The sequence below is a fragment of the Chryseobacterium scophthalmum genome (assembly GCF_900143185.1).
In the GTDB taxonomy this organism is placed as follows: domain Bacteria; phylum Bacteroidota; class Bacteroidia; order Flavobacteriales; family Weeksellaceae; genus Chryseobacterium; species Chryseobacterium scophthalmum.
Genome location: NZ_FSRQ01000001.1, coordinates 1,791,418 through 1,814,807, shown reverse-complemented (window position 1 = coordinate 1,814,807; position 23,390 = coordinate 1,791,418). Strand labels below are relative to the sequence as shown.

Annotated in this window: 26 protein-coding genes; 15 read left to right on the top strand and 11 right to left on the bottom strand. The window is 32.4% G+C overall.

The window, feature by feature from the left end; translation table 11 throughout:
• Positions 1 to 130 precede the first annotated feature (130 nt).
• Entirely contained in the window at positions 131 to 772 is a 642-nt protein-coding gene (locus tag BUR17_RS08150) for a uracil-DNA glycosylase (RefSeq protein ID WP_074229805.1), read from the top strand.
• A 7-nt stretch (positions 773 to 779) separates the two neighbouring features.
• Here BUR17_RS08150 and BUR17_RS08145 read toward each other — a convergent pair whose 3' ends face one another.
• Positions 780 to 1,262, bottom strand: coding sequence for a hypothetical protein (locus BUR17_RS08145; RefSeq protein WP_074229804.1), 483 nt, complete (start codon positions 1,260 to 1,262; stop codon positions 780 to 782).
• Positions 1,263 to 1,271: 9 nt separating this feature from the next.
• Positions 1,272 to 1,763: a DUF456 domain-containing protein gene (locus BUR17_RS08140; protein WP_074229803.1), complete on the bottom strand. Its 492-nt coding sequence runs from the start codon at positions 1,761 to 1,763 to the stop codon at positions 1,272 to 1,274.
• Between the two features lie 122 nt (positions 1,764 to 1,885).
• On the opposite strand from BUR17_RS08140, the gene BUR17_RS08135 reads away from it, so the two are divergent.
• The 8 genes from BUR17_RS08135 to BUR17_RS08100 all read left to right on the top strand — a co-directional run bounded on the left by BUR17_RS08135 (position 1,886) and on the right by BUR17_RS08100 (position 10,807).
• On the top strand, positions 1,886 to 3,151 hold the full coding sequence (locus BUR17_RS08135; protein WP_074229802.1) for a mechanosensitive ion channel family protein: 1,266 nt from the start codon (positions 1,886 to 1,888) through the stop codon (positions 3,149 to 3,151).
• Positions 3,152 to 3,464: 313 nt separating this feature from the next.
• Positions 3,465 to 4,190, top strand: a complete 726-nt coding sequence (locus BUR17_RS08130; RefSeq protein WP_074229801.1) for a pyridoxine 5'-phosphate synthase — start codon at positions 3,465 to 3,467, stop codon at positions 4,188 to 4,190.
• Positions 4,191 to 4,273: 83 nt separating this feature from the next.
• Complete coding sequence (locus BUR17_RS08125) at positions 4,274 to 5,065, top strand: alpha/beta fold hydrolase (protein ID WP_074229800.1); 792 nt, start codon at positions 4,274 to 4,276, stop codon at positions 5,063 to 5,065.
• A 402-nt stretch (positions 5,066 to 5,467) separates the two neighbouring features.
• Entirely contained in the window at positions 5,468 to 6,508 is a 1,041-nt protein-coding gene (locus BUR17_RS08120; protein WP_074229799.1) for an NAD-dependent epimerase/dehydratase family protein, read from the top strand.
• On the top strand, positions 6,483 to 8,255 hold the full coding sequence (locus tag BUR17_RS08115) for an AMP-dependent synthetase/ligase (RefSeq protein WP_074229798.1): 1,773 nt from the start codon (positions 6,483 to 6,485) through the stop codon (positions 8,253 to 8,255). The genes BUR17_RS08120 and BUR17_RS08115 overlap by 26 nt, the downstream gene beginning before the upstream one ends.
• Before the next feature lie 17 nt (positions 8,256 to 8,272).
• Positions 8,273 to 8,983 (top strand): hypothetical protein, encoded by a 711-nt coding sequence (locus BUR17_RS08110; protein WP_074229797.1) that lies wholly within the window; start codon positions 8,273 to 8,275, stop codon positions 8,981 to 8,983.
• A 109-nt stretch (positions 8,984 to 9,092) separates the two neighbouring features.
• Positions 9,093 to 10,154: a diphosphomevalonate/mevalonate 3,5-bisphosphate decarboxylase family protein gene (locus BUR17_RS08105; RefSeq protein ID WP_074229796.1), complete on the top strand. Its 1,062-nt coding sequence runs from the start codon at positions 9,093 to 9,095 to the stop codon at positions 10,152 to 10,154.
• A 338-nt stretch (positions 10,155 to 10,492) separates the two neighbouring features.
• A complete protein-coding gene (locus BUR17_RS08100) occupies positions 10,493 to 10,807 on the top strand; it encodes a GIY-YIG nuclease family protein (RefSeq protein WP_074229795.1) in 315 nt (104 codons plus the stop codon).
• Between the two features lie 90 nt (positions 10,808 to 10,897).
• Here the strand turns inward: BUR17_RS08100 and BUR17_RS08095 are convergent, their stop codons facing one another.
• Positions 10,898 to 11,329 (bottom strand): hypothetical protein, encoded by a 432-nt coding sequence (locus BUR17_RS08095; protein WP_074229794.1) that lies wholly within the window; start codon positions 11,327 to 11,329, stop codon positions 10,898 to 10,900.
• Positions 11,330 to 11,463: 134 nt separating this feature from the next.
• On the opposite strand from BUR17_RS08095, the gene BUR17_RS08090 reads away from it, so the two are divergent.
• Complete coding sequence (locus tag BUR17_RS08090) at positions 11,464 to 12,150, top strand: phosphatase PAP2 family protein (protein WP_074229793.1); 687 nt, start codon at positions 11,464 to 11,466, stop codon at positions 12,148 to 12,150.
• 26 nt (positions 12,151 to 12,176) lie between these two features.
• Here the strand turns inward: BUR17_RS08090 and BUR17_RS08085 are convergent, their stop codons facing one another.
• Positions 12,177 to 13,259, bottom strand: a complete 1,083-nt coding sequence (locus BUR17_RS08085; protein WP_074229792.1) for an endonuclease/exonuclease/phosphatase family protein — start codon at positions 13,257 to 13,259, stop codon at positions 12,177 to 12,179.
• A gap of 116 nt (positions 13,260 to 13,375) precedes the next feature.
• On the opposite strand from BUR17_RS08085, the gene BUR17_RS08080 reads away from it, so the two are divergent.
• Both BUR17_RS08080 and gloA2 read left to right on the top strand, forming a co-directional pair.
• Positions 13,376 to 13,813 carry a nuclear transport factor 2 family protein gene (locus tag BUR17_RS08080; protein WP_074229791.1) on the top strand — a complete coding sequence of 146 codons (438 nt, stop codon included), beginning with the start codon at positions 13,376 to 13,378 and terminating at the stop codon, positions 13,811 to 13,813.
• Between the two features lie 6 nt (positions 13,814 to 13,819).
• The gene (gene gloA2 / locus BUR17_RS08075) at positions 13,820 to 14,197 is read left to right on the top strand and encodes an SMU1112c/YaeR family gloxylase I-like metalloprotein (protein ID WP_074229790.1); all 378 of its coding nucleotides are present in this window, start codon (positions 13,820 to 13,822) and stop codon (positions 14,195 to 14,197) included.
• Positions 14,198 to 14,229: 32 nt separating this feature from the next.
• On the opposite strand, the gene BUR17_RS08070 is transcribed toward gloA2, so the two are convergent.
• Both BUR17_RS08070 and BUR17_RS08065 read right to left on the bottom strand, forming a co-directional pair.
• Positions 14,230 to 14,613 carry a DUF1634 domain-containing protein gene (locus BUR17_RS08070; RefSeq protein WP_074229789.1) on the bottom strand — a complete coding sequence of 128 codons (384 nt, stop codon included), beginning with the start codon at positions 14,611 to 14,613 and terminating at the stop codon, positions 14,230 to 14,232.
• Positions 14,610 to 15,440, bottom strand: coding sequence for a sulfite exporter TauE/SafE family protein (locus BUR17_RS08065; protein ID WP_074229788.1), 831 nt, complete (start codon positions 15,438 to 15,440; stop codon positions 14,610 to 14,612). Before BUR17_RS08065 ends, BUR17_RS08070 begins: the two co-directional genes overlap by 4 nt.
• 87 nt (positions 15,441 to 15,527) lie before the next feature.
• Between BUR17_RS08065 and BUR17_RS08060 the strand changes: the two genes are divergently transcribed.
• Complete coding sequence (locus BUR17_RS08060; protein ID WP_074229787.1) at positions 15,528 to 16,076, top strand: DUF1543 domain-containing protein; 549 nt, start codon at positions 15,528 to 15,530, stop codon at positions 16,074 to 16,076.
• A gap of 152 nt (positions 16,077 to 16,228) precedes the next feature.
• A complete protein-coding gene (locus BUR17_RS08055; RefSeq protein ID WP_074229786.1) occupies positions 16,229 to 17,338 on the top strand; it encodes a 5-(carboxyamino)imidazole ribonucleotide synthase in 1,110 nt (369 codons plus the stop codon).
• Positions 17,339 to 17,384: 46 nt separating this feature from the next.
• Here BUR17_RS08055 and BUR17_RS08050 read toward each other — a convergent pair whose 3' ends face one another.
• The 3 genes from BUR17_RS08050 to BUR17_RS08040 are packed head-to-tail and all read right to left on the bottom strand — an operon-like array spanning position 17,385 to position 19,324.
• Complete coding sequence (locus tag BUR17_RS08050) at positions 17,385 to 17,738, bottom strand: hypothetical protein (protein ID WP_074230263.1); 354 nt, start codon at positions 17,736 to 17,738, stop codon at positions 17,385 to 17,387.
• A 51-nt stretch (positions 17,739 to 17,789) separates the two neighbouring features.
• A complete protein-coding gene (locus BUR17_RS08045; protein ID WP_074229785.1) occupies positions 17,790 to 18,377 on the bottom strand; it encodes a hypothetical protein in 588 nt (195 codons plus the stop codon).
• 38 nt (positions 18,378 to 18,415) lie between these two features.
• Positions 18,416 to 19,324, bottom strand: coding sequence for a DMT family transporter (locus BUR17_RS08040; protein ID WP_074229784.1), 909 nt, complete (start codon positions 19,322 to 19,324; stop codon positions 18,416 to 18,418).
• A gap of 137 nt (positions 19,325 to 19,461) precedes the next feature.
• Between BUR17_RS08040 and purE the strand changes: the two genes are divergently transcribed.
• Positions 19,462 to 19,968, top strand: a complete 507-nt coding sequence (purE, locus tag BUR17_RS08035) for a 5-(carboxyamino)imidazole ribonucleotide mutase (protein ID WP_074230262.1) — start codon at positions 19,462 to 19,464, stop codon at positions 19,966 to 19,968.
• Between the two features lie 77 nt (positions 19,969 to 20,045).
• Here purE and BUR17_RS08030 read toward each other — a convergent pair whose 3' ends face one another.
• Positions 20,046 to 21,596, bottom strand: a complete 1,551-nt coding sequence (locus BUR17_RS08030; protein WP_074229783.1) for a BspA family leucine-rich repeat surface protein — start codon at positions 21,594 to 21,596, stop codon at positions 20,046 to 20,048.
• Positions 21,597 to 21,616: 20 nt separating this feature from the next.
• On the bottom strand, positions 21,617 to 23,386 hold the full coding sequence (locus tag BUR17_RS08025; RefSeq protein ID WP_074229782.1) for a BspA family leucine-rich repeat surface protein: 1,770 nt from the start codon (positions 23,384 to 23,386) through the stop codon (positions 21,617 to 21,619).
• Positions 23,387 to 23,390: the final 4 nt, after the last annotated feature.

Genomic DNA, 23,390 nt, shown 5'->3' with positions numbered 1-23,390 from the left:
AATTTTGCTAATAAATTCTACATTACGCTTTGCTTCATTCAGAAATTGAAGATTCGATGAAGTCAATGACAATCTAATGTAAAAATTGAATTTTCAAATTAACTCATTCTCAAATTTTCAAATTGAAATCATGACCTGGACAGAAATTTTAGCCCCAATAAAAAGCACAGAATATTTTACTCAACTTTGGGAAAAAGTTAAACAAGAGTACGCAACAACAAAAGTATTTCCACCGAAAAATCAGATTTTCAGAGCGTTGGAATTAACTGCTTTTGAAGATGTGGAAGTTGTAATTATTGGTCAGGATCCTTATCATAACGATTTTCAGGCAAATGGTTTGTGTTTTTCAGTTTCAGAACAGGTTACAGCGCCACCTTCGCTTAAAAATATTTTTACAGAATTAAAAGACGATGTAGGAGTAGTGCGTACTTCAAAAGAATTGGACGATTGGGCGAAACAGGGTGTTTTATTATTAAATGCAACGTTAACCGTTCGTGCGCATTCTCCAAATTCTCATAAAGATTTAGGCTGGGAAAAATTTACTGATTTTATTATCAAAGAAATTTCAGATAAAAAAGAAAATGTAGTTTTTGTTTTGTGGGGAGCTTTTGCACAGAAAAAAGCCGAACTGATCAATCCGGCTAAACATTTTATTATAAAATCGGCGCATCCATCACCTTTTTCTGTATACAGAGGCTTTTATGGAAGCAAACCTTTTTCGAAAATTAACGAATATCTTGCTTCAAAAGGTAAGAAAACAATCTCTTGGTAGAAGTGGTTTAATTATTTTCTTTACTAATTTCAATTCCAATTTTATACATTCCAGAAAGAGATTTTGTACCCTTCTGTGATGTTGGATATGGAGTGATTTCCTTTAAAGAAATAGAATATCCATTAAATGCCTGCGTTTTGTGGTAATCTTTACCCTTAACTTCTGCGGTTGATAATTGTAAAATCATGGGTCTACTTGTTGTGCTCATGAATTCAACATTGGCAACGGCAACTCCCGCCCAAACACATTGTGTTCCTTCAGGGCAACGGCTGTCTTCTGCAATATTTTTGAAGGTGACATTCATCTGAAATTCTTGCAAGAATTTATTTTCTCCTTCACGGAAATAAATAATATTACCTTCTTTTTTAAGAGGTGTTTCATTCACAATGGTAGTTTCTTGCTTGGTTGTAGTTTGTTTTGTGGTTTCTTTCTGCGCATTGCAGTTTACTAAGCTGATAAAACTTAAACCTACGATTATATTTTTATACATTTTTATAAATTATATGACGTTAACGATGTCTAAAATTACAACTAAAAGCATTGCAATTCCTACAACTAAACTAAATCCTGTTCCGTAAATAAAACCGATAAAAGCTCCTTTTGTAGATTTTAATGCTTTGTTCATGTCTTTACTGTCGTGCAAAAGTTCACCAATAAAAACTCCGGCAAACATTCCTACCAAAAACCCGAGAGGGATTGGAATGAAGATTCCTACAATTGTACCGATGATCGAACCGATGCTTCCCCATCGTGTTCCACCGTATTTCCTGTTGGTTTTTGCGGGAATTACATAGTTTAAAACAGCAGACGTAAGTGTAAGAATAACGAAAGCCCAAATATAAAGAACTGAAAGATCAGAATCTGTTCCGTATTTATAAATTAATAATCCGGCAAGGCTTAAAACAAGCCCCGGTAAAACAGGCAAAAAAGTTCCTAAGATTCCCAGAATAAGTAAAATAATACTTAACAGAGAAATTAATGAGTGATCCATATGTTTTTAATTAAAACTAAGTTAGCAAAAAGTTATTGGTTCTATTTATTTGGGATGATAATTGCTGATAATATTCAGATTTATAAACCAAAATCATTCCTAAATTACCTAAATTTGTTGTAATGAAAGACGAAATAAAAGATACCAAGAGTTTTTTTCAGGAAATCAGTGAACAGCTTTATATTTATGTAAGCAAAATCTCTCCATCCGGGACGGATTGGATTTTTCATATTATTGTTAAGATTGGATTACTGATTGCTATTTTTTTATTATTTGACTTTATTTTCAAACTCATCATCAATTACACTTTTCGGTTTTTTCACAACGAAAATAAATTTCCTGTTTTAAAATCTGTTTATCAGTCAAGGATTACTAATTCCGTAGCACATTTTATAGCATTGAGTTTTATCGCTTCAATGCATGAGTCTATTTTTGTAGGTGCACTTACCAAAACCACTATTTTTATTCATCGTGCGGTTAATTTGGGTATGGTTCTTATTCTTGCCGGAATGCTTTATCGCTCTTTAACGGGTTTTAGATATTATTTCACAATTAAACAGGATTATTATAAAGTAATGGCAATCAATGCTATTTCAGAAACGGTAAAGATTCTGGGGATTTTTATTTTTACTGTAGTAAGCATTTGTGTGGTTTTTGGGATTAAAGGAACTACAATTGTAGGAAGTTTAGGAGCAATTACTGCGGTTTTGGTATTGGTTTTCAGAGATACCATTTTGGGTTTTGTAACTGGGATTCATGTAGCTACTTCTAAAAGTTTAAAAGTAGGGGACTGGATCGGTATTCCTAAATATAATATCGAAGGAAATATTCTGGATATCAGTTTGTTGACTACGAAAATCGCCAATTTTGATAAAACAATTTCCTCAATTCCAACGTACGATTTATTGACTACCGAAATAAAAAATCTTCAGGTAATGTCTGAATCGAATACCCGAAGAATTAAAAAATCTATTTTCTTTAATATTAATTCTTTCAAATTTTTAAATAACGAAGAAATTGAACGTTTAAAAGAAATCAATCTTATTTCAGATTATCTGAACGATAAAACTTCGGAAATCAATCAGGAAAAAGAATCGATTAACCATAAAGATAAAGTGATTAACGGAAGACAGCTTACCAATATTGGTGTTTTCAGGTATTATGCACAAAAATATTTAGAAAATGATCCTGAAATCGATAAAGAAAGCGCAATTATGGTTCGTCAGTTAGAAATTACAACACAAGGTCTTCCGATGGAGGTGTATTGTTTTACAAATGATTCGAATTGGCAGCGTTTTGAGCAGATTCAGGCAGATATTTTTGACCACTTATTGGTTGCCTCAAAAGAATTTGATCTGCAGATTATGCAGATAGGATTGCCAAAATAATTTTTTTAAATGTTGGGATTAAACCTTGTCAAGGTTAATTTGCACCTTAATAATAACCTTGACAAGGTTGAGTTTTAAATTTTTCAATTATTTAAAAAAAATAAATTCACTCTGTAATTTATCGTTAATAGGTACTGTGAACGTCATTCTTACGGTAGTCAGACTTGCACTCACTGGAAGTTAAAAAACTTTTATAAAGCCACTTTCGAGTGGTTTTTTTATTTTTGTACTTTAATTAATGAAGGCGTAAGATTTTAAACTTAATTTAAATGATTTAAAATTCTAATTTTCAGCCTTAAACTTTAATAATACAATGACAAAACTAAGTGTAAACATTAATAAAATTGCAACGCTGAGAAACGCAAGAGGTGGTGAAACGCCAAGTGTGACAGAAGCTGCAATAAAAATTCAGGAATTCGGTGCACATGGAATCACCATTCATCCAAGACCTGATGAAAGGCACATTACCAGAAAAGATGTATATGATCTGAAGCCTTTGGTTACCACCGAATATAATATTGAAGGAAATCCTCACAGAGAGTTTATCGACATGGTGTTGAAGGTAAAACCGGAACAGGTAACTTTAGTTCCTGATGCAGATGACGCCATTACTTCAAATGCAGGTTGGGACACAAAAAAACATCTTGATTTTTTAAAGGAAATTATCGCTGAATTTAAAAATGCAGGAATCCGTACTTCTATTTTTCTTGATCCGAATCCTGAATTGGTAGAGTATGCTGCAAAAACCGGAGCTGATAGAATCGAATTGTATACAGAAGCGTATGCAAAAAATTATACGGTAAATAAAGAAGAAGCGATTAAACCTTACTATGAAACGGCTGTAAAAGCTGCTGAATTTGGATTAGGAATTAATGCAGGTCACGATTTAAGTTTAGAAAATTTAAAATATTTTGCAGATAATATTCCGAATCTTTTAGAAGTTTCTATTGGTCATGCTTTGGTTTCTGAAGCTTTGTACATGGGAATGGAAAACACGGTTCAGGCATATTTAAAGAGATTGGCAAAATGGGATAAATAGAAACTAGAAGTTAGATATTAGAAATTAGTTTTGCGCACTGTTTTACTAACTTCTAATTTCTAACCTCTAAAATCTAAAAAAATATGGAAATTTTACATTCAAAAATATTTGGCGAAAACTTGTCGTCAACACCGCTTTTAGTATTTCACGGTTTGTTCGGAATGCTTGATAATTGGGGAAGTTTCGGAAAAGAATTGGGTGATTTTTTACCAATTCATTTAATTGATTTAAGAAATCATGGCAGAAGCTTTCATTCTGAAGAGATGTCGCATGATGATTTGGCAGATGATATTGCCAATTATATGAATCATTACGGAATTGAAAAAGCTCACGTTTTAGGACATTCTTTGGGTGGAAAAGCAGTGATGCAGTTCGCAATCAATTATCCTGAAAAAGTAGAAAAATTAATCGTTGTGGATATTTCTCCAAAAGCTTATCCGCCGCATCATCAGGGAATTATCAAAGCTTTGGAAATGGTGGATTTTAATACCGTTGCTTCCAGAAGTGATGTTGAAGCAGTTTTAACTCAATATATTCCTGAGAAATCAACGATTCAGTTTTTAGCTAAAAATCTGTATTGGGAAGAATCTGGTGAAAGTAAAAAACTTAACTGGAGATTTAATCTGAAAACGCTTGCAGAAAAATACAATCAATTTGTTTCTAATGCGATTAAATATGGAGTTTTTCAGGGAGAAACTTTATTTATTGCCGGCGAAAAATCAAATTATATTTTACCACAGGATGAGTTTTCGATTAAACAACAGTTTCCAAAAGCTCAGTTTGTGAAAATTAAAAATGCAGCACATTGGGTTCAGGCAGATAATCCTGTAGATTTTGCAACTGTAGTAAAAGATTTTCTGAATTTAAACAACTAAACATTTGTTTTAAATATTGTTAAAATTTTCACAATTATTTTATTTTTAAATATTGTGAATTATTTTATCGTATATTAGATTTGTCAAATTGGTAATAATATTTGCTTTATGCAAAGTAATTCATTATTTAATTTTTATTTTAATGAATATATTTGATAAACTTGATTTGTTTTTATGATGAATTCATATTTAACAAATTTATATCAGAAAGGAAACTTAATATTTAGGTTTCCTTTTTTTATGACCTCAGAAAATCTGAATAATTATGAAAATCTAATGAGTTTTGACTGAAAAAGTTGCAAATTTGCACAAATTGTTTTTCAGTTGAAATTCAACTCAAATCAATTTTTATAAAAAATAAAACCGACCCAATTTTGAAGGTCATCAATTAGAATTAAATTCATGGTTTTTGTAACAGGAGCAACAGGAATTTTAGGCAGAGTCATCGTTTTAGAACTTTTGAAAAAAGGTAAAAAAGTGCGTGCTGCAAAAAGACCTTCAAGCAACATCAATGAAGTAAAACATTCTTATCAGTTTTATACTGAAAATCCGGATGATTTTTTCAATAAAATCGAATGGATTGATGTTGATTTCGATGATATTAATGATGTTGAATCTGCCTTAAAAGAAGTTACCGAAGTTTATCACTGTGCTGCAAAAGTAAGTTTTCATCCGAAAGATGAGAAAGAGATGTATCATACCAATATTAAGGCTACAGAAAATCTTCTTTTTGCCTGTGAAAATTCTACAGTAGAAAAATTTCTTCACGTAAGTTCAATTGCTGTGCTGGATTTATTGAATGAAAAAGGCGAGCTCGACGAAAGTTCAGACTTTAATCCTAAAGAAGAACATTCGGCTTATGCAATTTCAAAGCATCTTTCTGAAATGGAAATTTGGAGAGCTTCTGCAGAAGGATTAAATACAATTATCATCAATCCTGGAATGATCATCGGAACCGGAAACTGGGGAAAAAGCAGCGGTGATATTTTCCCTACATTTGAGAACAACAGCTTTACTTTCTCGGGCGGAACAAGTTATGTTGACGTAAGAGATGTCGCTGAAATTTCAATCCAATTAATGGAAAATAATGCTTTCGGAGAACGTTTTATCATCGTTTCTGAAAGTAAAAAATACGCTGACCTTGGAAATCAGATCAGAACAAAATTAGGGTTAAAAGAAGCGAAAATTCTTTCAAAAAGTACTTTGCAAATCGGAAGAATTGCCAATTGGTTTTTCGGATGGATTTTTCCTCAACTGAAAATGGCCACCAAATCAAATATTGATGCAGTTTCTTCTCTCAATGTGATTTCTAATCAGAAAATTAAGGATCAATTGAATTTTAAATTTATTCCGGTACAGGAAAGCATCGATTTTAATCTCAACAATTATATTAACGACAAAAAGCTGAACAAAAATAATGAATCTTGCAGAGGCAATTATTAAAAAAAATATAGAAAAACATCCTTTAAAATCGGCAGTTGGTTTCAAAAAAAAGGAAGGTTGGAAAGAATTGAGCTGGAAAAAGTTTGGCGAAATTGTTTTTAAAACAGCCAATGCGCTGAAAGATTCAGGTGTTGAGGAAAATGATAAAGTAGCGATTTATGCCGAGAATTCTGCAGAATGGATGATATTTGATCTGGCTGCAATGTCGATTGGCGCTATTACAGTTCCTATTTATTCTACCAATAATGCAGAGCAGGCAGAATTTATATTAAAAGATTCGGGTGCAAAAATTGTTTTGGTCGGAGATCAGGTGCAATATGACGGCTGTCTTGAAATTTTGAAAAAAGAAGACACCGACAATCTTCTTAAAACGATCATCGTTTCTAAAAAAGCAGTCTGGATTAAGAAAGAATTCAGCAGTTTTTATCTTGAAGATTTTATTGCTAAATCTTCTCCGGAACTTGAAGTTATTTCTAAAAATGATGACGATTTAGCAACGATTATTTATACTTCCGGAACTACAGGAGCGCCGAAAGGAGTAATGTTAACGCATGGAAATTTCATTAAAGCATTTGATGCGCATTTTGAGTTTTTTAAATTTAAAAATTTCGAAGAAGAACTTTCATTAGCATTTTTACCTTTAACCCACGTTTTCGAAAGAAGCTGGAGTTTACTTTGTCTGTACGGCGGAGCAAGAGTCTATTTCCTAGAAGATCCGAAAAGTATAGCGAAAGCTTTGGAAGAGGTAAAGCCAACGATGATGTGTGCGGTTCCTAGATTTTTCCAGAAAGTGTATGCCGGAGTTTTAGAAAAAGCAGAAGAAGGTTCGTCACTAAAAAAGAAAATCTTCAATTGGGCTTTAGAAGTAGGAAAACAAACCGGAGAATTAAAAAGAACAGAAAAACAAATTCCTTTCGGATTAAAAATAAAAGAAACCTTTGCAGAACTATTAGTTTACAGTAAAATTAAAGAAAAAATGGGGGGCAGACTTTGGTTTATGCCTTGTGGAGGAGCTTCTTTGTCACCGGAAGTTACCCAGTTTTTCGAATCGGTGAATATTCACCTTACCGTTGGTTATGGTCTTACGGAAACTACCGCGACTTTAACAGCTTTTCCATTCACAAATTTTGAACATGGAAGCTGTGGAAAACCTTTGCCGGGTGTAGAAATTCGTATTGGTGAACAAGACGAGATTCAGGCAAAAGGAAATGGAATTATGAAAGGCTATTACAACAAGTCTGAAGAAAACGAAAAAGTTTTTACTCAGGATGGTTGGTTTAAAACAGGTGATGCCGGAAAGTTTGACGAAAAAGGTAATCTGTTTATTACCGACAGAATCAAAGATCTGATGAAAACATCCAACGGAAAATATATTGCCCCGCAAATGATCGAAAATTTGCTGACCAATAATAATATCATCCAGCAGATTGTTTTAATTGCAGAAGGAAAACAGTTCGTTTCGGCTTTAATTGTTCCAAATTTTGAGTTTTTGAGTGAATATCTTAAGAAAAAGAATATGCCGTTTACCAATTGGGAAGAACTTGTAAAAAAGAAAGAAATAATCGATTTTTACAAAGAGAAAATCAATGAATTGCAACAGCATCTTTCTGACTTCGAAAAAGTAAAAAAGTTTACTTTAATGCCTGCCGAATTTGAAATTTGTACAGGAGAAATAACCCCAACCTTGAAGATTAAAAGAAATATCGTGCTGAAAAAATATGCGGATCTGATTGAAAAAATGTATTAACTTATTAAAAAAAACATATGTTGCAAAAATTTATTCCGGATTTATTATCTTATTTTCCTATTCTCAGTCTCATCACCATCATACTTTATCTTTATTTTTCTGATAAAATTTCAAAAGATAAGGTAAATTATTATTTATTGGTCGGACTTGCTTTCACAATTATAAGCCATATTGTGGAGTATTATGTTAATCAACGTTTGAAAGCTGATTACCACGATTCAACAGAAATTTTAAAATGGTATCCTTTAATAAGCTTAGTGGGAGGTTTCGGCTATAAACTTATTTTATATGGAATAATTGTTTACCTGCTGAAATTCGAGATTCTTAAAAATGAAATAAAAACAGAAAATATTTTTCTTATCATTATATATTCTGCTTTAAGTCTTGGACTTTTTGTTCCGTATTGGTTTATTAAGAAAAATATTAAATTCGATGCGAAGCTTAATGTGTGGATTATTTTATTGATATTTTTTCTTTCATGCAATCATGTAAGTTTAAATTATCTGCTTAGCTCTTCTTCCAGTTCAAATGGGATTATTTTGATGATTTTATATTGGCTTGGGCAAGTTGGCTACGTAATATCTTTTCTGATTTGTATTTATTCTCTTCGAAAACAGATTATGGAAAAATTCAAAGGAATAGAAATTAATTCAGTTTGGACATTTTTTATAGGAATATTGCATGTTCAATTTGTATTGAATCAATATATTAAAAAGCATGAAAAATAATTGTGAAAGACTAAAGGTTTTTCATATTGCGGATCTAATAAGATGATCAAGAAGAAATAAAAATATCTTAGCACTTAAGATTAAACAGGTTTATCATTTAAACTAAACTATGACAACAACACAAGAATTTCTAGGGAATAACGAATTTACGATAAACAATCAAACGGTTTCAGAAAGCTGTCCGTCAAATATTGCTTTGATTAAATATTGGGGGAAATATAAAGATCAGATTCCTGCAAATCCGAGTATCAGCTTTACATTAAATCATTGTAAAACAAATACAGAGATGGAATTTTTAGCCAATGAAATATTTTCTGTACAAACTTTTCTTGCAGGAAACGAAGAAGTGAAATTTGCCGAAAAAATTGAAAAATATTTTAAAAATATTGAACAGTATCTTCCTTGGATTTTAAAAGGAAAATATATTATTAAAACAGAAAATACATTTCCTCACAGTTCAGGAATTGCGAGTTCAGCATCAGGTTTTGGAGCGATCGCAAAATGTCTGATGAAACTGGATGAAAGTTTTTCCGGAAAAAATTCTGATGAAGAATCTTTAACAAAAGCATCTTTTTTAGCAAGATTAGGAAGCGGAAGTGCTTGCAGAAGTCTTTACAACGGTTTGATTGTTTGGGGCGAATCTGATGAGGTTGAAGGGAGTTCAGATTTGTTTGCTGTACAATATCCGAATTCTGAAGTTCATGATATTTTCAAAGATTTTAACGATTGGGTTTTGCTGATTCATGAAGGTGTAAAAAGCGTTTCTTCAACGGTTGGCCATGGTTTGATGAATACCAATCCCTATGCAGAAAGAAGATTTCAGGAAGCAAGAGAAAATTTTGTTCCTATGAAAGAGATCTTGAAAAGCGGAGATATGCAACGTTTTATAAAATTAGTAGAACACGAAGCATTGACGCTTCATGCAATGATGATGATGAGCGATCCTGCATTTATCTTAATGAAAACAGGAACTCTAGAAGTAATCAATAAAATTTGGGATTTCAGAAGAGAAACCAATTTGCCGTTATTCTTTACTTTGGATGCGGGTGCAAATGTTCATTTACTGTTTCCAAATGATGGTTCAGAGGAAAAAATAAAAACTTTTATCGAAGCTGAATTGCTTCAACATACTCAGAAGAATGGAGTAGTGAAGGATGTGATGACATTTTAGAATGAAGAAAAGAAAACTTTACTAGCGAATAGGATTTGTACTTTTAATTTTATTGGTTTTGGAAATATAGAGGAAGGTAAAGTAATGGGAACGTGGGGAATGAATAGAAGTATTAATTGGGGATGGAGTTGGCGAAATCTTTGGCCTTTTTAAAATATAAAAGCGGACTTTTAGTTCGCTTTTTTTGTTTTAAGTGTTTTTACTTTATTAATTGTGCATAAGTTTTGTGCAAAGTTTTTTATTAAATTTATTACATGTTTTAAACGTACAGTTTGTCATTCCGTAGGAATCTGAGCAATTTTTAAAGTTTGAAAATAAAAAACAAAACACAAAACACAATGATAGAATTTTCTGAAGGTATTTATACATTCTATGTTTACATCCTTACAAATAAAAGAAAAACTGTTTTGTACACAGGTATTACAAATAATCTTCATAAAAGATTATTTCAACATTCCACCAAACAAAATGAAAATAGCTTTACGGCTAAATACAATGTTGAGTTTCTCATCTATTATGAAAAGTTTGGATGGATTCATAAGGCAATTGAAAGGGAAAATGAGATTAAGAATTTTTCTAGGAGTAAAAAATTAAAGTTGATTAGATGTACTAATCCAAATTTAGATTTTTGGAATTATTTGTTTGAAATGTAATTTTAAAAATGCTTAGATTCCTACGGAATGACAAACTGTGTATGATTTTACATTTTTGATTTTCATATTTTTTTGAAAATCTGTAAAACGTCATTGATGATCATCATTTTTGTTAATTATCTTTCTCAGTTTAAAATAATAAAAAAACCAAACTAAAAAGTTAACCCAAGGAATAATGATAAAATATTCATCACCTGAAAATTCAGGAAGACTTGTTAAAATTAAAGACAGATAAAGAAAATATCCTGCGAAAAATGCCAGAAATACAAAGTATTTATTTTTTCTGATTTGTTTGAATAGAATTAAAAAAGCGGGTAAACTAAGAAAAGCTATTACTATTTGAATTCCTATTGCGATTCCGTATTGTAAACCACCAAAACAGTTCATTTTCGGTCTGCCATCTTCATAATGATCTGGAGTTTGCATATCAATTATGATTAAAAACGCGATCATAAAAATGGTTCCTACCAAAAAACTGGAAAGTATTCCTGGACCTATTACTTTTGCGATTTGTTTTTTCATATTCAGTTGGAATCAATCTATTTTACTTTTTTAAAATTCGAAAAAAAGATAATCTTTCTTCTATAAAATAATTTGCATCAAATTTGCAGCCCAAATGATAATTAAATTAAAACAATTCAAATTTAAGATGTAATATGGGTTTCAAAAATGAATTTCTGAGTGATTTCTCAACCTATCTCAAAGATAAAAGAAAAACGCTTTTTCTGTGTTTTTCTATTTTTTTTATCGTTGTTTTTCTTCTTTTGAGTTTTTATGTGGTTGATTCTTCTCCAAAATCCTGGGATCTTCTTGTTTCTCAGGAACTGCAGGAAGAGCCAAGTGCAATTTTAGACGTTTTAATGAAAGGCTTCAGTTGGTTGGGAACCGTTTATGTTGCAGCAGTTATGGTTGTTGTATTTTCTTTGATTTTCTTGATATTTAAATATACCAAAGAAGCTTTTTTTATATTGTCATGTCTTTTATCAGGCGGTGTAAGTTATGTTTTAAAAATGCTTATCGACCGTCCGAGACCTACAACAGATTTTGTAAGAATTGTTGAAGAAACCCACTATAAAAGCTTTCCGAGCGGTCATGTTTTGTTTTATACTGCTTTTTTCGGAACATTGATCGTGATTGCAATTTCATCAGGAATTTTAAAATTATCTTGGAAAATAATAATCTCTGCAATCTGTTCGGCAATGATTGTTTTAGGAGCGATTTCGCGTATTTATTTGGGAGCACATTGGTTTACAGATGTGATTGGCGGATTTATCGTTGGAGTTCTCTTTGTGATGTTGACAGGAAGTATTTATCTTAGAAGTAAAAAGAAACAAATCCAATAAGATTTTTTTCAATTTAAAATTAATTATCAATCTTCAGTTACAACTGTATCACGCTCTCCATCTTCTTGTTTTCCTTCTTCGATCATTTCTTCGGCTTCGGCAATTTCTTCAGAATCTGCTTGTTCTATACGTTCTTCCTGGTCATCATTGTGGTGGTCGATAAAGAATTCACAATAAATCGGAAGGTGATCTGAACCGAAATTTTCTAATGTTTTTAAATCTTTAATGAAAATATCTTCACTGTGAAACATCAGATCGATAGGAAATCTGAAAAGCCAGTATTTTGCATGGAAAGTAGATACAAAAGCATGACCGACTCTGGGATCAATCAAATGACTTGTTTTTCTGAATAAAATAGAAGATTTAGACCAAGCAACATTATTGAAATCTCCCACAACAATCACCGGTTTTTTTATTTTGGTTACTCTTTTCGCAACACTGAGAATATCGCCGTCTCTTTCTTTTGAAGTTTCTTCTTCGGTCGGACTTGGAGGTGGAGGATGCACTCCAAAAAATACAAATTCAAAACCATCTTCGGTTTTTAAATGTGCTTCAATACTCGGAATATCATCCGCTACAAAATAATGCGTTTTCGATTCTTCAACTTTTATTTTAGAATAAAAATGCATTCCGTAGGTATTTTCAAGTGTGACTTTATGTTGGTACGGATAATCTTTTTCTAAAACCTGCAGCGCTTTTTCCCAATCGCCGTTGCTTTCCATTGTTAGAAATACATCCGGTTTGTTTTTGTTGATGAGATTAATAAATTTTTCGAAATCGGTATTAAACTGATAAACATTGGCAGAAATGAAGTGGTATTTCTTTGAAGATTGATCGGTTTGTGGATGTTTTTTAACTTTATAAAGCGGAGTATATTTAATCAGAGTAATTCCGTGATAAATAATCATTGCCAATAATAAACCTTGCAGATACCATAAATAGTCTGTCTTTTCAATAATAAATCCTAAAGCAAAAGTGATGATTGTAAAATAAGTGATCTGAATTTTACCAAAATCGGGAAACCGAAAAATCCAATGCGGGCTCGGAATTTTTGGCAATACGGTTAAAATCAGCAATAAAGCACTTAGAACAAGGTAAGTTTCCCACATATTTCTTAAGATATAAAATAAAAATAAGATATTTTCAGGTAATTTCGTGCCAGTTTTGATGTAAACAGTGATGATGAACGATATATTTTTTAATTTTAAAGTTTAAAACTCATAATATGGAAAAATTTTTAATCGTTTTATTATTTTTAAGTTCGTTCTGTTTCGCCCAGAAAACTGAAAATGATGCCATAAAAGAAAGTGTAGAAAAGCTTTTTACAGGAATGAAAAATGCAGATACAATCATGATAAAATCTGTTTTTGCTGACGAAGCGATTTTACAAACAATCACAAAAAACAACGAAATCAAAACAGAAAAACTACAAAATTTCTTATCTTCTTTTTCTAAGTTATCAAAGAATGATGCGGACGAAAAAATTAAATTTGAAGCCATTCATATTGATGGAAATCTGGCGAGTGTTTTTACACCTTACGAATTCTATTACAAGGGAAAGTTTTCGCATTGTGGAGCCAATAGTTTTCAACTGGTAAAACAAAATAATGTCTGGAAAATTCAATATTTAATCGATACAAGAAGAACAAACTGTAATAAATAATTTTAAATGAAAATCCATCATATTGCCATTATCTGCTCAGATTACGAAGTTTCAAAAAAGTTTTATACCGAAATTTTAGGTTTAAATATGATCCGTGAAGTTTATAGAGAAGAAAGACAATCTTATAAACTGGATTTAGCGATCGGAGAACATTACGTTATCGAGTTATTTTCTTTTCCTAATCCTCCGCAACGACCTTCAAGACCAGAATCTTGTGGACTGAGACATTTAGCTTTCTCTGTGGAAAATGTTAATGAAAAACGCGAAGAATTAATTCAAAAAGGATTAAACTGTGAAGAAATCCGTATTGATGAATTCACCGGAAAAGAGTTTTTCTTTACGCAAGATCCGGATGATTTACCGCTTGAATTTTATGAGAATTAAATCAATTATAGTTGATCAATCATCAATGATAATTAATGCGCATAACCCGTAAAGAAACTAATCGCCATAATCGCCAAAACAATTGAAGAAATGATTACATAAACATAATCTTTTTCTTTAAGATAACCGATTAGCGCGAAAATAATTCTCATCAAAGGGGTGAAAATAAGCATCAGAATTCCCAGTTGAATAATTGCCATTCCTTCACCTTTGCAAAGTGTTTCCCAAAAATGGCTCCAGACTTTTTCTGAAGAAGTTCCCATGTCGAGAAGCTTGTATTTTCTTGGCATTTGAAAACCTTCCATGAAAAGTTTCACAAAACCAATCAATGAAGTGATAACCGATAAAATAACGCCCAAACGAAGGAGATTTCCAACAGAACGGTTAAGATCAACATCTGTAAAATCTTTTCTCATGAGAAATTGCTTCTAATACCGTTATACATCATATAAACTGAAAGAATCGTAATAACAATTGCGAAAAATGTCTTCAGTTTTTTTGTTTTTGAAACCATTAAAGTTTTAGATCCTATAAAACTTCCAACCACAACACCTACTAAAACGGGTGCTACAATTACCGGAATAATTTCTCCTCTCTGGAAATAAATCAATGAACTTGCAACTGCAGTTACACCAATCATAAAATTACTGGTCGTTGTAGAAACTTTGAAAGGTAACCTCATCATATTATCCATTGCCAATACTTTCAAAGCACCGGAACCGATTCCTAAAAGTCCGGACATTGCTCCTGCAAACATCATCATAAAGAATCCGGGAATGGTATTTCTTGCTGCATAGTTTTTCACAACACCTTTATCGGGGAAAGTTCCGTACAATTTCAGTTTATCTTCCAGGCTTCCTTTGATTAAAGCTTCCTGATGATCGGGTTTTCCTTTTAGATTTAAAATAACCGTAAGCAAAAGAATACTTGCGAAGATGATCCCGATGGTATTAGGATTCAGCATTCCGGAAACCAAAGCTCCCACAATTGCTCCTGAAGTGGTTGCGATCTCCAAAAACATTCCGATCCTCATATTGGTAAAGCCTTCTTTTACGAATGCAACGGCTGCTCCGGAAGAAGTTCCGATTACCGAAATCAATGAAGCACCAATTGCATAATGCATAGGAACACCGAAACCAAGCGTTAATAAAGGGATAATGATAACTCCACCTCCCAAACCGGTGAGCGAACCTAAAAGCCCGGCCGAGATAGCGCCAAGAAAAAGAATAATGATCTCCGACATGGTACAAATATAAAACTATTGCGGTTTTCAGGCAAACATTCATCCAAGATTATTTTTTGCCGTATTTTTGCAAAAATAAAATTCAAAATGAAGTTATTTTATATCATCCTTGGTGCAACGCCAAAAGGCAGAAATATAGAACAACATGATGTTTTCTTTGGTATCGCTGAAAGTCTCAAAGATTTAGTTCCGGATATTAAAGATTTCTGGAAAGAAGCCGAAGGAAAAATTCATCTCGACTGTTATCAGGAAGTAAAATTTGCTGATGGTTTTGAAGTGAAAATCGTAGAAAAAGGAGAAGAAGTTTCAGAAAATCAATTGTATTTTATCAATTTGGGCGGTTATAAAAAAGGATATTTTGAAGAGTTTCATGAGCAGCATTTAATGGTTGGAACTTCAATGGCTGAAATCGTGAAAAAAGCAAAACAGACAGAGTTTTATAAAACAATGGGTTTTGAAGGTGCTGTAAGTCACATTGATGACAAACACGGTGTTGATATTGATGACATTTTTAATGTCAACGATATTCTTCCTGAAAAAATGAAAGAAAAATATTCAATTGTTTTAGTGAAGTCTGATATCGAAAATCAGGAAAATCCGATGGGATTGGGATATTTGAAAATTGATAAAATATAGCTTCATTCTGTCATTCTGAATGTAGCAAAGCGAAATGAAGAATCTAAGCTTTTTAATTTTTTTAGAGATTTCTCCTTCATCGTAATGACAATTCGGATGTTTAAAAGCTTTATTAAAAATAATTAAATCTAATAGAAAAAATAAAAGTAAAAATGAAAATAGGAATTTTGGGAGGCGGACAGCTCGGTAGAATGCTCATTCAGGAAGCGCTGAAGTATGATGATGAATTTTACACGTTAGATCCTGCTGCAGATGCGCCTTGTCATAATATTTCGCATTTTACACAAGGAAGTTTCAATGATTACGAAACCGTTTTGAATTTCGGAAAAGATAAAGATGTAGTAACCATTGAAATTGAACATGTAAATGCAGATGCTTTGGCAGAACTTGAAAATCAAGGGATAAAAGTAGTTCCGAATGCACAAATCATTAAAACCATTCAGCAAAAAATTCTTCAAAAGCAGTTTTATAAAGCGCATGATATCCCAAGTCCGGATTTTGAAATTATGGATGGAAGTTCAGACGAAATAAAAATGCCGCTTCCTTTTGTACAGAAAATGAATACAGGTGGTTACGACGGAAAAGGAGTTCAGGTTATCCGTACGAATGAAGATATGAAAAATCTTTGGATACAAGATTCTGTTCTTGAAAAACTAGTTGATATTGACAAAGAACTTTCGGTAATTGTTGCTAAAAACGAAAACGGAGAAACTCAAATTTTCCCTGTAACAGAAATGGTTGCCGATCCTAAATTAAATTTACTTGACTTTAATATTTGTCCGGTTTTTTTAAGTGATGAAATTGAAGATCAAATCGATTCAATTACTGAGAAATTTCTGAATGCCGTAAATTCTCCTGGACTTTTTGCTATTGAATTATTTTTGGATAAAGAAGGAAAAGTATGGGTCAATGAAACCGCACCGAGACTTCACAATTCAGGACATCAAAGTCAGGAAGGTAATGCCAATTCGCAATTCGAACAAATGTATCGTGTGGTGAAAAATCTTCCTTTGGCAGATACCGATGCCGTTATTTACAGTGGGATGCTGAATTTAGTTGGAGCAGAAGGTTTCTCAGGAAAAGTAATTTATGAAGGAATGGAAGAGGTTTTGAAGCTTCCGGAAACCTACATTCACCTTTACGGAAAAACAGAAACCAAGCCCGGAAGAAAAATGGGACACATCAATGTTTTGGCAGAATCCAGAGAAGAATTGATGGAGAAACTGATCCAAGTAAAAGCAATGGTAAGAGTAATTGCTTAAGATTAAATAAAACAAAAAAGACTGCCCAAAAGCAGTCTTTTTTGTTTTATTTAATCTTCGGCTGATCAATCGTCCATTTTCTCTCCGTTGAATTCCACAATAAATAAGGACCACCTAAACCATCATCATATATCAGTTCGTAATTTCCAGCTTCATCCTTATTGTAAACTGGTTTTGAAGAATCATCTTTTTGTAATCCTAATTGTTCTAATGTTTGCCAATCGTTAACTTCAGGAAGTTTGTAGCTGTTTTTTCGGTAATTCTCAATATTTTCAATGATTCCGTTTCCGTTTTTAATATCAGATTTTCTTGTAATTTCTATCGGAAGATTCCAATAAATGGTAATTGATAAGATAATAAGAACGATTACTGATAGGGAGATGATGAGTGTTTTTTTCATAAAATTAATTTTTAAATTAAACATCTGTACGACATACCTTGAGCAAGATGTTTAATACATAAAATCAAAAGGAGTAAAATCCTGAAGTTTTGGCAGTGGATTTATTTTTTCTGAAGTTTCTAGTAAACTTAAAACTTTATCTGTTTCGTAAGTCGTTTTTCTTAAAATTTTCTTTCCTGTAGATAAATTATAATCTATATATTCGATAAATCCGGGACTGGCGTTATGAAATGTATATCCTATAAGTTCAAAGTTTCCGTTTTGAAATCTGAATTTATGAGTTAGTCTTCCACGAATTAATTGATTACTAAATATTAAAATGTCATTTTTTATTTCTAAGTTTTCAAGAATGACTTCCGTTCTTTCATCACCATAAGGAAATTTATTTGGTATTGCTTTCTCAGATAAGAAGACGGAGGTAAATTCTCCATGGGCATTTTTAAATTTTATTTCTAATTGATAAGGATTGTATTTACTTTTTGAATTTTCTTTTACAGTAACCATATCAATAAGATTGTCTTTATTTAAATCTCCTTTAACTTCAAAAACAGTCTTGTCAAATAAATTATTCGAGTTTTGAGATTTATAATTGATAAATATAAATAAGGTAAAAGCAAAATATAAAAACGAGTTTTTCATTTAACAATTATGATACTCAATATTAAGCATTATTCAATTTAGTTTTCAATCTTTTTTCTCTTAAAAAGTTCCGGATTATAATTAATAATAAAAACTCCGGCGATAATTAATACTGCTGCAATGATAAATTTAGCCGAAATTTTTTCATCTAAAATCAGCCAGCTTAAAAATATAGAAATAATCGTATTGATGTAAGCTAAAATTGAAACCTGTACCGGAGAAATTTTTGTTAAAGCATAATGAAATGCAAAGAAAGCCGCTACAGAACCAAAAACTGCAAGATAAAGCATTGCCGAAATACTTTTTATACTCCAGTTTTCGAAATTATAAGTTTCTGAAAAAAGAAATGCGAAACAAAGCTGTACAACTCCCGCAAATAGAAATTGGTAAAAAAGATTAAGCGTAATATTTTTGCTCTGAAGATTTAGTTTTTTGGTGAAAATAGTTCCCGATGCCCATCCTAAAATAGCTACAAAAAGAAAAATAATACCCATTAAATAATCTGGATTTGAGAGATCATTCAGCCCATCCCAAAATATAAAAAGAATACCACTAAAACACAGTATAATTCCAATTAAAGCCCGAAAACTGAATTTTTGTAATCCAAAAGCCACACTTCCTAAAAAGACCGCAATAGGTGAACAGGCGCTCATTAATGAAGCCAAACTGCTGGTTACGGTTTCTTCTGCAACGGTGGTCATTCCGTTGGCAATAACAAGCATTAAAGTTGAAAAAATTATTTGATACCCTAGATTTTTCCAGCCAATCCATTTGAATTCTTTTCTGAACAAAAGTATGATCAACATTATTATTCCTGCTAAAAACTGACGGATTCCCGCAACAAACCATGCTGGAATAGTTTCTACAGCCACACGAATGGATAAAAAGGTAGTTCCCCAAACAATGGCTACAGTGAGAATCGCTAGAGTAAGTTTGTAATTTTTCAAAATGGAGTGAATCGTCTGCAAATATAGAGATAATGAGTCAGAACAAATGGGTACAGAACAGCAGAATTTTGAAGTTACAGAATTGGCGATTCACTTTTTTAAAATCCTTATCTTTGAGGTCTAATAAAATTGAAAAAATGGTAGGAATTATTATGGGAAGTCAGAGCGACTTACCGATTATGGAATTGGCGGCTAATTTTCTAAAAAGTTTAGACATTCCTTATGAGCTAACTGTAGTTTCTGCTCACAGAACTCCGGAAAGAATGTTTGATTACGCAAAAACAGCTAAAGAAAGAGGGTTGAAAGTAATCGTAGCCGGAGCTGGTGGGGCTGCCCATCTTCCGGGAATGGTTGCAAGTTGCACTACTTTACCAGTGATCGGAGTTCCTATACTTTCCAGCAATTCTATTGACGGTTGGGATTCTGTTTTATCTATTTTACAAATGCCGGGCGGAATTCCTGTAGCAACAGTTGCATTAAACGGAGCATTAAATGCGGGAATTTTAGCCGCAAAAATATTAGGAAGCGGAAACGAAGAAATTGCACAAAAACTACAGGTTTATCAGGATACTTTAAAAGATAAAGTTTTGGGAACTGTAGATGATATTAAAGCAAAGCATCCTAATCAATATGATATTAATTAATTGTGAATTGTAAATTTTTTCAGTAAAATTAATTCTCTTTTATAAATGGAAAAGCCTCACAATTTGTGAGGCTTTTGTTATTTTTTGATGAATTTTAAAGATTGTATTTTGTCTTTTGTGACAATTTGTAAAATATAATTTCCGGGAGTGAGCGTTTGAATATTAATAAAATCTTTGTTTAATGAATCTTTCAAAACTATTCTGCCACTAAGATCTGTAATAATAAAGCTTTTAGCATCAGAAATATTTTTTAAATAAATAATATGACTTGCCGGGTTTGGATAAACAGAAGGTTTCGATAAAACTGCTTCGGAAGTTGAAAGACTTTCTTTGATTAGACAGCTTCCTAAAGTATCTCCGAACATTGTCCATCCTTTACTGATTAATGTATTTCTGTCTACAACGACATCAGGAGAATAAGTAAACATAATCAAAGGAGACAACGAAATATTGTTGGGTGTATTAGGGTTTTGTGCCCATCCTGCAAGCGTATAACTGTAATTAACGCAATTTATTGATGTTCCGCTAAGCGCTAATGAAGCACTGGTAACTGAGGCGAGGTTCCAGCTCCCTAAATCTTGATTAAAACTGTCTGCTCCAGCAAATATTGCGGTCATATTTTGAACATTACTAGTGTTCCAAGATGATAAAGGTTGGTTAAAATAATCTGCATCATGAAACATATTTGAAATATCAGTTACATTAGATACATTCCAATTGTTAATCGATTGATTAAAAATAGCATTATTAAACATACCAGACATATTGGTAACCATGGAAGTATTCCAACTATTTAAGGGTTGGTTAAAAGCTTTAGTTCCCTGAAATAAGTAGCTCATATTTGTTACGTTTGACGTATTCCAACCGTTAAGGTTTTGATTAAATACCTGTCTCCCTTCAAACATCTGACTCAAGTTTTCGGCTGATGAAATATTCCAATTACTTATCGGTGGATTAAATGTATCAACATTAGAATTACCAACTCCACCAAACATTCCTTTAAAGTTTTTAATAGTAGAAACGTTCCAATTGGCAATAGATGTACTTACAGTAAGCGCATGGATTTTATAAAACATATATGAGGCATCGGTGACGCTATTTAAATTTGGAGTATCTGTTGCTGTTATTTTCAAATTTCTGCAGTTTGTAAATGCGCTGTACATTGATGTCCATTGAATATTTCCCCATTGCTCCACTTCAAGAATTCTTTCTATACTTCCAAGATTTTGAAAGACAGCAACTGGGTCTGAAACTGTATTCGGATAGATTAAACCAAAACGAATTTGGTTAAAACTTCCGTTCCCATTGCTTACTTTTACTCTGTATTTTACATCATCTGCTACAGGATTTAAAGCGGTTCCAAAATCGATTAAAACCTGAGTGGTTGAAGTGACGTTGGGCATCGTCCCGTTGTGTTGCGGGTAACCTACTTCTTCCCAATTTATTGTATAATTTTGTCCTACTCCGGGAAACCATATTTGATTCGCTAAAACCTGATGGGGTGCAACAACCATTTCGTCCATATTGATAGCCGTAGTAGGTTTCCAAATAGTAATAAATTCGTTCTGTGCTTTTGTAAATTGTCCTAAAAATATTAATAGGATAAGAGCGGGTAGTTTTTTTAGCATATTTTTTTACTTTTAATAGATTATTTTTTAATAAACTTAAAATTCTCGACATTTTTACTCGTTAGGATCTGTAAAATATAATTTCCAGAGCTAAGACTTTGAATGTTTATAAAATCTTTTGTCAAAGAATCTTTCATGATAACTCTTCCGTTGGAATCTGTTATGATATAACTTTTTACACCTTTGGAATTATTTAAATAAATAAAATCTGATGCCGGATTAGGATAGATGGAAAGGTTGTTTTTTAACTTATTTTCATTTACTGCAAGTTTTTCACATTCTCCCACAACATCTCCCGTAAAAAGCCATCCTTTATTGATAAGGATATTTCTCTTGTTGATTATGGTTGATGAATACATAAGATTCATAAGAGGACCTAAATTGATATTATTGGCCGTATTAAGATTATCTGCCCATCCTTCAAGAGTATTACTGTAATTACTGCAATCAATTCCTGTTTGGGTAATTGCCAGCGAAGCTGTCGTAAGTGATGAAAGATTCCAGCTAGCTAATGATTGATTAAAAGCTGATGCTTCTTGCAAAAAAACGTTCATATTGGTTACTTTGCTGGTGTCCCAATTGTCAAGTGGTTGATTAAATGCTGTACATTTATGGAACATATGAGATATATCTGTAACATTTGAGGTATTCCAATTATTCAGAGGTTGATTGAAATTAGGAATCAAATGAAACATAGCACTCATATCTGTAACATTGGAAGTGTTCCAGTTATTAAGTGGTTGATTAAATGCAACACAGACAGCAAACATTGAACTCATATTGGTAACATTTGAGGTATTCCAATTATTAAGAGGTTGATTAAAGACAGTACAGGCTTCAAACATAGCGCTCATATTGGTAACATTTGCAGTATTCCAACTGTTTAACGGTTGATTGAAATTAAAGACTGAATGAAACATACGAGACATATCTGTAACATTTGAAGTATTCCAGTTGTTAAGAGGCTGATTGAAAGCGTTGCAACCTGAAAACATAGCACTCATATTAGTGACACTTGAGGTATTCCAGGAATTCAGGTTTTGATTAAAAGCCTTTCTGTTCTCAAATAATGATTTAAAATTGGTTGCAGCAGAGGTATTCCAATTTCCAATGGATAGGTTAAATGTATCGGGAAGTTGATACATATTTGTATGGGCAAACATAAAGCTGAAATCTTTTACATGAGAAGTATTCCAGTTTGCCATCGAAGAATTTCCTGTAAAACTACTGGTGTTAAAAAATAGATGTGAAGCATTTTCAACATTTGATAAGTTCGGAGAATCTGTAGCAGTTAATTGTAAGCTTTGGCAATGTGAAAATGCATTAAACATTGAAGTCCATTGTATATTGCCCCATTGCGATATCTCAAGAATCTTGTCTGAGTTACCAAGGTGAGACCAGATTTTGGCTCCGCTTGAGTCTAAGGTGAAAGAAGCAAATTGGGTTTTATTAAAAACTCCGTTTCCATTACTTACTTTTAGACGATAAGTAGCCTGATTTGGAGTTGGGTTTAAAGGTGTTCCAAAATCAATTAAAATTTGACCATTCGAAGTTACATTCGTTAAAGTACCATTATGCTGAGGAAAATTTATTTCTTCCCATTGAATGGTGTAGTTTGTTCCTGTTCCTGGAAACCAGATTTGGTTTGCAGATGATTGTGATGGTGCGGTTACAGTGGTTGTAATGTTTTGATTTATTCCACTCGGTTTCCAAATGGTAATAAATTCGTTCTGTGCTTTCAGGAAATGAAAGACGATTAAGAAAAAAAATGGTAATAGTTTTTTGAGCATATCA

Excerpts from the sequence above, each read along its gene's own strand:
- BUR17_RS08150 (WP_074229805.1), top strand. The coding sequence starts at position 131 with ATGACCTGGACAGAAATTTTAGCCCCAATAAAAAGCACAGAATATTTT.
- BUR17_RS08145 (WP_074229804.1), bottom strand. The coding sequence starts at position 1,262 with ATGTATAAAAATATAATCGTAGGTTTAAGTTTTATCAGCTTAGTAAAC.
- BUR17_RS08140 (WP_074229803.1), bottom strand. The coding sequence starts at position 1,763 with ATGGATCACTCATTAATTTCTCTGTTAAGTATTATTTTACTTATTCTG.
- BUR17_RS08135 (WP_074229802.1), top strand. The coding sequence starts at position 1,886 with ATGAAAGACGAAATAAAAGATACCAAGAGTTTTTTTCAGGAAATCAGT.
- BUR17_RS08130 (WP_074229801.1), top strand. The coding sequence starts at position 3,465 with ATGACAAAACTAAGTGTAAACATTAATAAAATTGCAACGCTGAGAAAC.
- BUR17_RS08125 (WP_074229800.1), top strand. The coding sequence starts at position 4,274 with ATGGAAATTTTACATTCAAAAATATTTGGCGAAAACTTGTCGTCAACA.
- BUR17_RS08120 (WP_074229799.1), top strand. The coding sequence starts at position 5,468 with ATGGTTTTTGTAACAGGAGCAACAGGAATTTTAGGCAGAGTCATCGTT.
- BUR17_RS08115 (WP_074229798.1), top strand. The coding sequence starts at position 6,483 with ATGAATCTTGCAGAGGCAATTATTAAAAAAAATATAGAAAAACATCCT.
- BUR17_RS08110 (WP_074229797.1), top strand. The coding sequence starts at position 8,273 with ATGTTGCAAAAATTTATTCCGGATTTATTATCTTATTTTCCTATTCTC.
- BUR17_RS08105 (WP_074229796.1), top strand. The coding sequence starts at position 9,093 with ATGACAACAACACAAGAATTTCTAGGGAATAACGAATTTACGATAAAC.
- BUR17_RS08100 (WP_074229795.1), top strand. The coding sequence starts at position 10,493 with ATGATAGAATTTTCTGAAGGTATTTATACATTCTATGTTTACATCCTT.
- BUR17_RS08095 (WP_074229794.1), bottom strand. The coding sequence starts at position 11,329 with ATGAAAAAACAAATCGCAAAAGTAATAGGTCCAGGAATACTTTCCAGT.
- BUR17_RS08090 (WP_074229793.1), top strand. The coding sequence starts at position 11,464 with ATGGGTTTCAAAAATGAATTTCTGAGTGATTTCTCAACCTATCTCAAA.
- BUR17_RS08085 (WP_074229792.1), bottom strand. The coding sequence starts at position 13,259 with ATGTGGGAAACTTACCTTGTTCTAAGTGCTTTATTGCTGATTTTAACC.
- BUR17_RS08080 (WP_074229791.1), top strand. The coding sequence starts at position 13,376 with ATGGAAAAATTTTTAATCGTTTTATTATTTTTAAGTTCGTTCTGTTTC.
- gloA2 (WP_074229790.1), top strand. The coding sequence starts at position 13,820 with ATGAAAATCCATCATATTGCCATTATCTGCTCAGATTACGAAGTTTCA.
- BUR17_RS08070 (WP_074229789.1), bottom strand. The coding sequence starts at position 14,613 with ATGAGAAAAGATTTTACAGATGTTGATCTTAACCGTTCTGTTGGAAAT.
- BUR17_RS08065 (WP_074229788.1), bottom strand. The coding sequence starts at position 15,440 with ATGTCGGAGATCATTATTCTTTTTCTTGGCGCTATCTCGGCCGGGCTT.
- BUR17_RS08060 (WP_074229787.1), top strand. The coding sequence starts at position 15,528 with ATGAAGTTATTTTATATCATCCTTGGTGCAACGCCAAAAGGCAGAAAT.
- BUR17_RS08055 (WP_074229786.1), top strand. The coding sequence starts at position 16,229 with ATGAAAATAGGAATTTTGGGAGGCGGACAGCTCGGTAGAATGCTCATT.
- BUR17_RS08050 (WP_074230263.1), bottom strand. The coding sequence starts at position 17,738 with ATGAAAAAAACACTCATCATCTCCCTATCAGTAATCGTTCTTATTATC.
- BUR17_RS08045 (WP_074229785.1), bottom strand. The coding sequence starts at position 18,377 with ATGAAAAACTCGTTTTTATATTTTGCTTTTACCTTATTTATATTTATC.
- purE (WP_074230262.1), top strand. The coding sequence starts at position 19,462 with ATGGTAGGAATTATTATGGGAAGTCAGAGCGACTTACCGATTATGGAA.
- BUR17_RS08030 (WP_074229783.1), bottom strand. The coding sequence starts at position 21,596 with ATGCTAAAAAAACTACCCGCTCTTATCCTATTAATATTTTTAGGACAA.
- BUR17_RS08025 (WP_074229782.1), bottom strand. The coding sequence starts at position 23,386 with ATGCTCAAAAAACTATTACCATTTTTTTTCTTAATCGTCTTTCATTTC.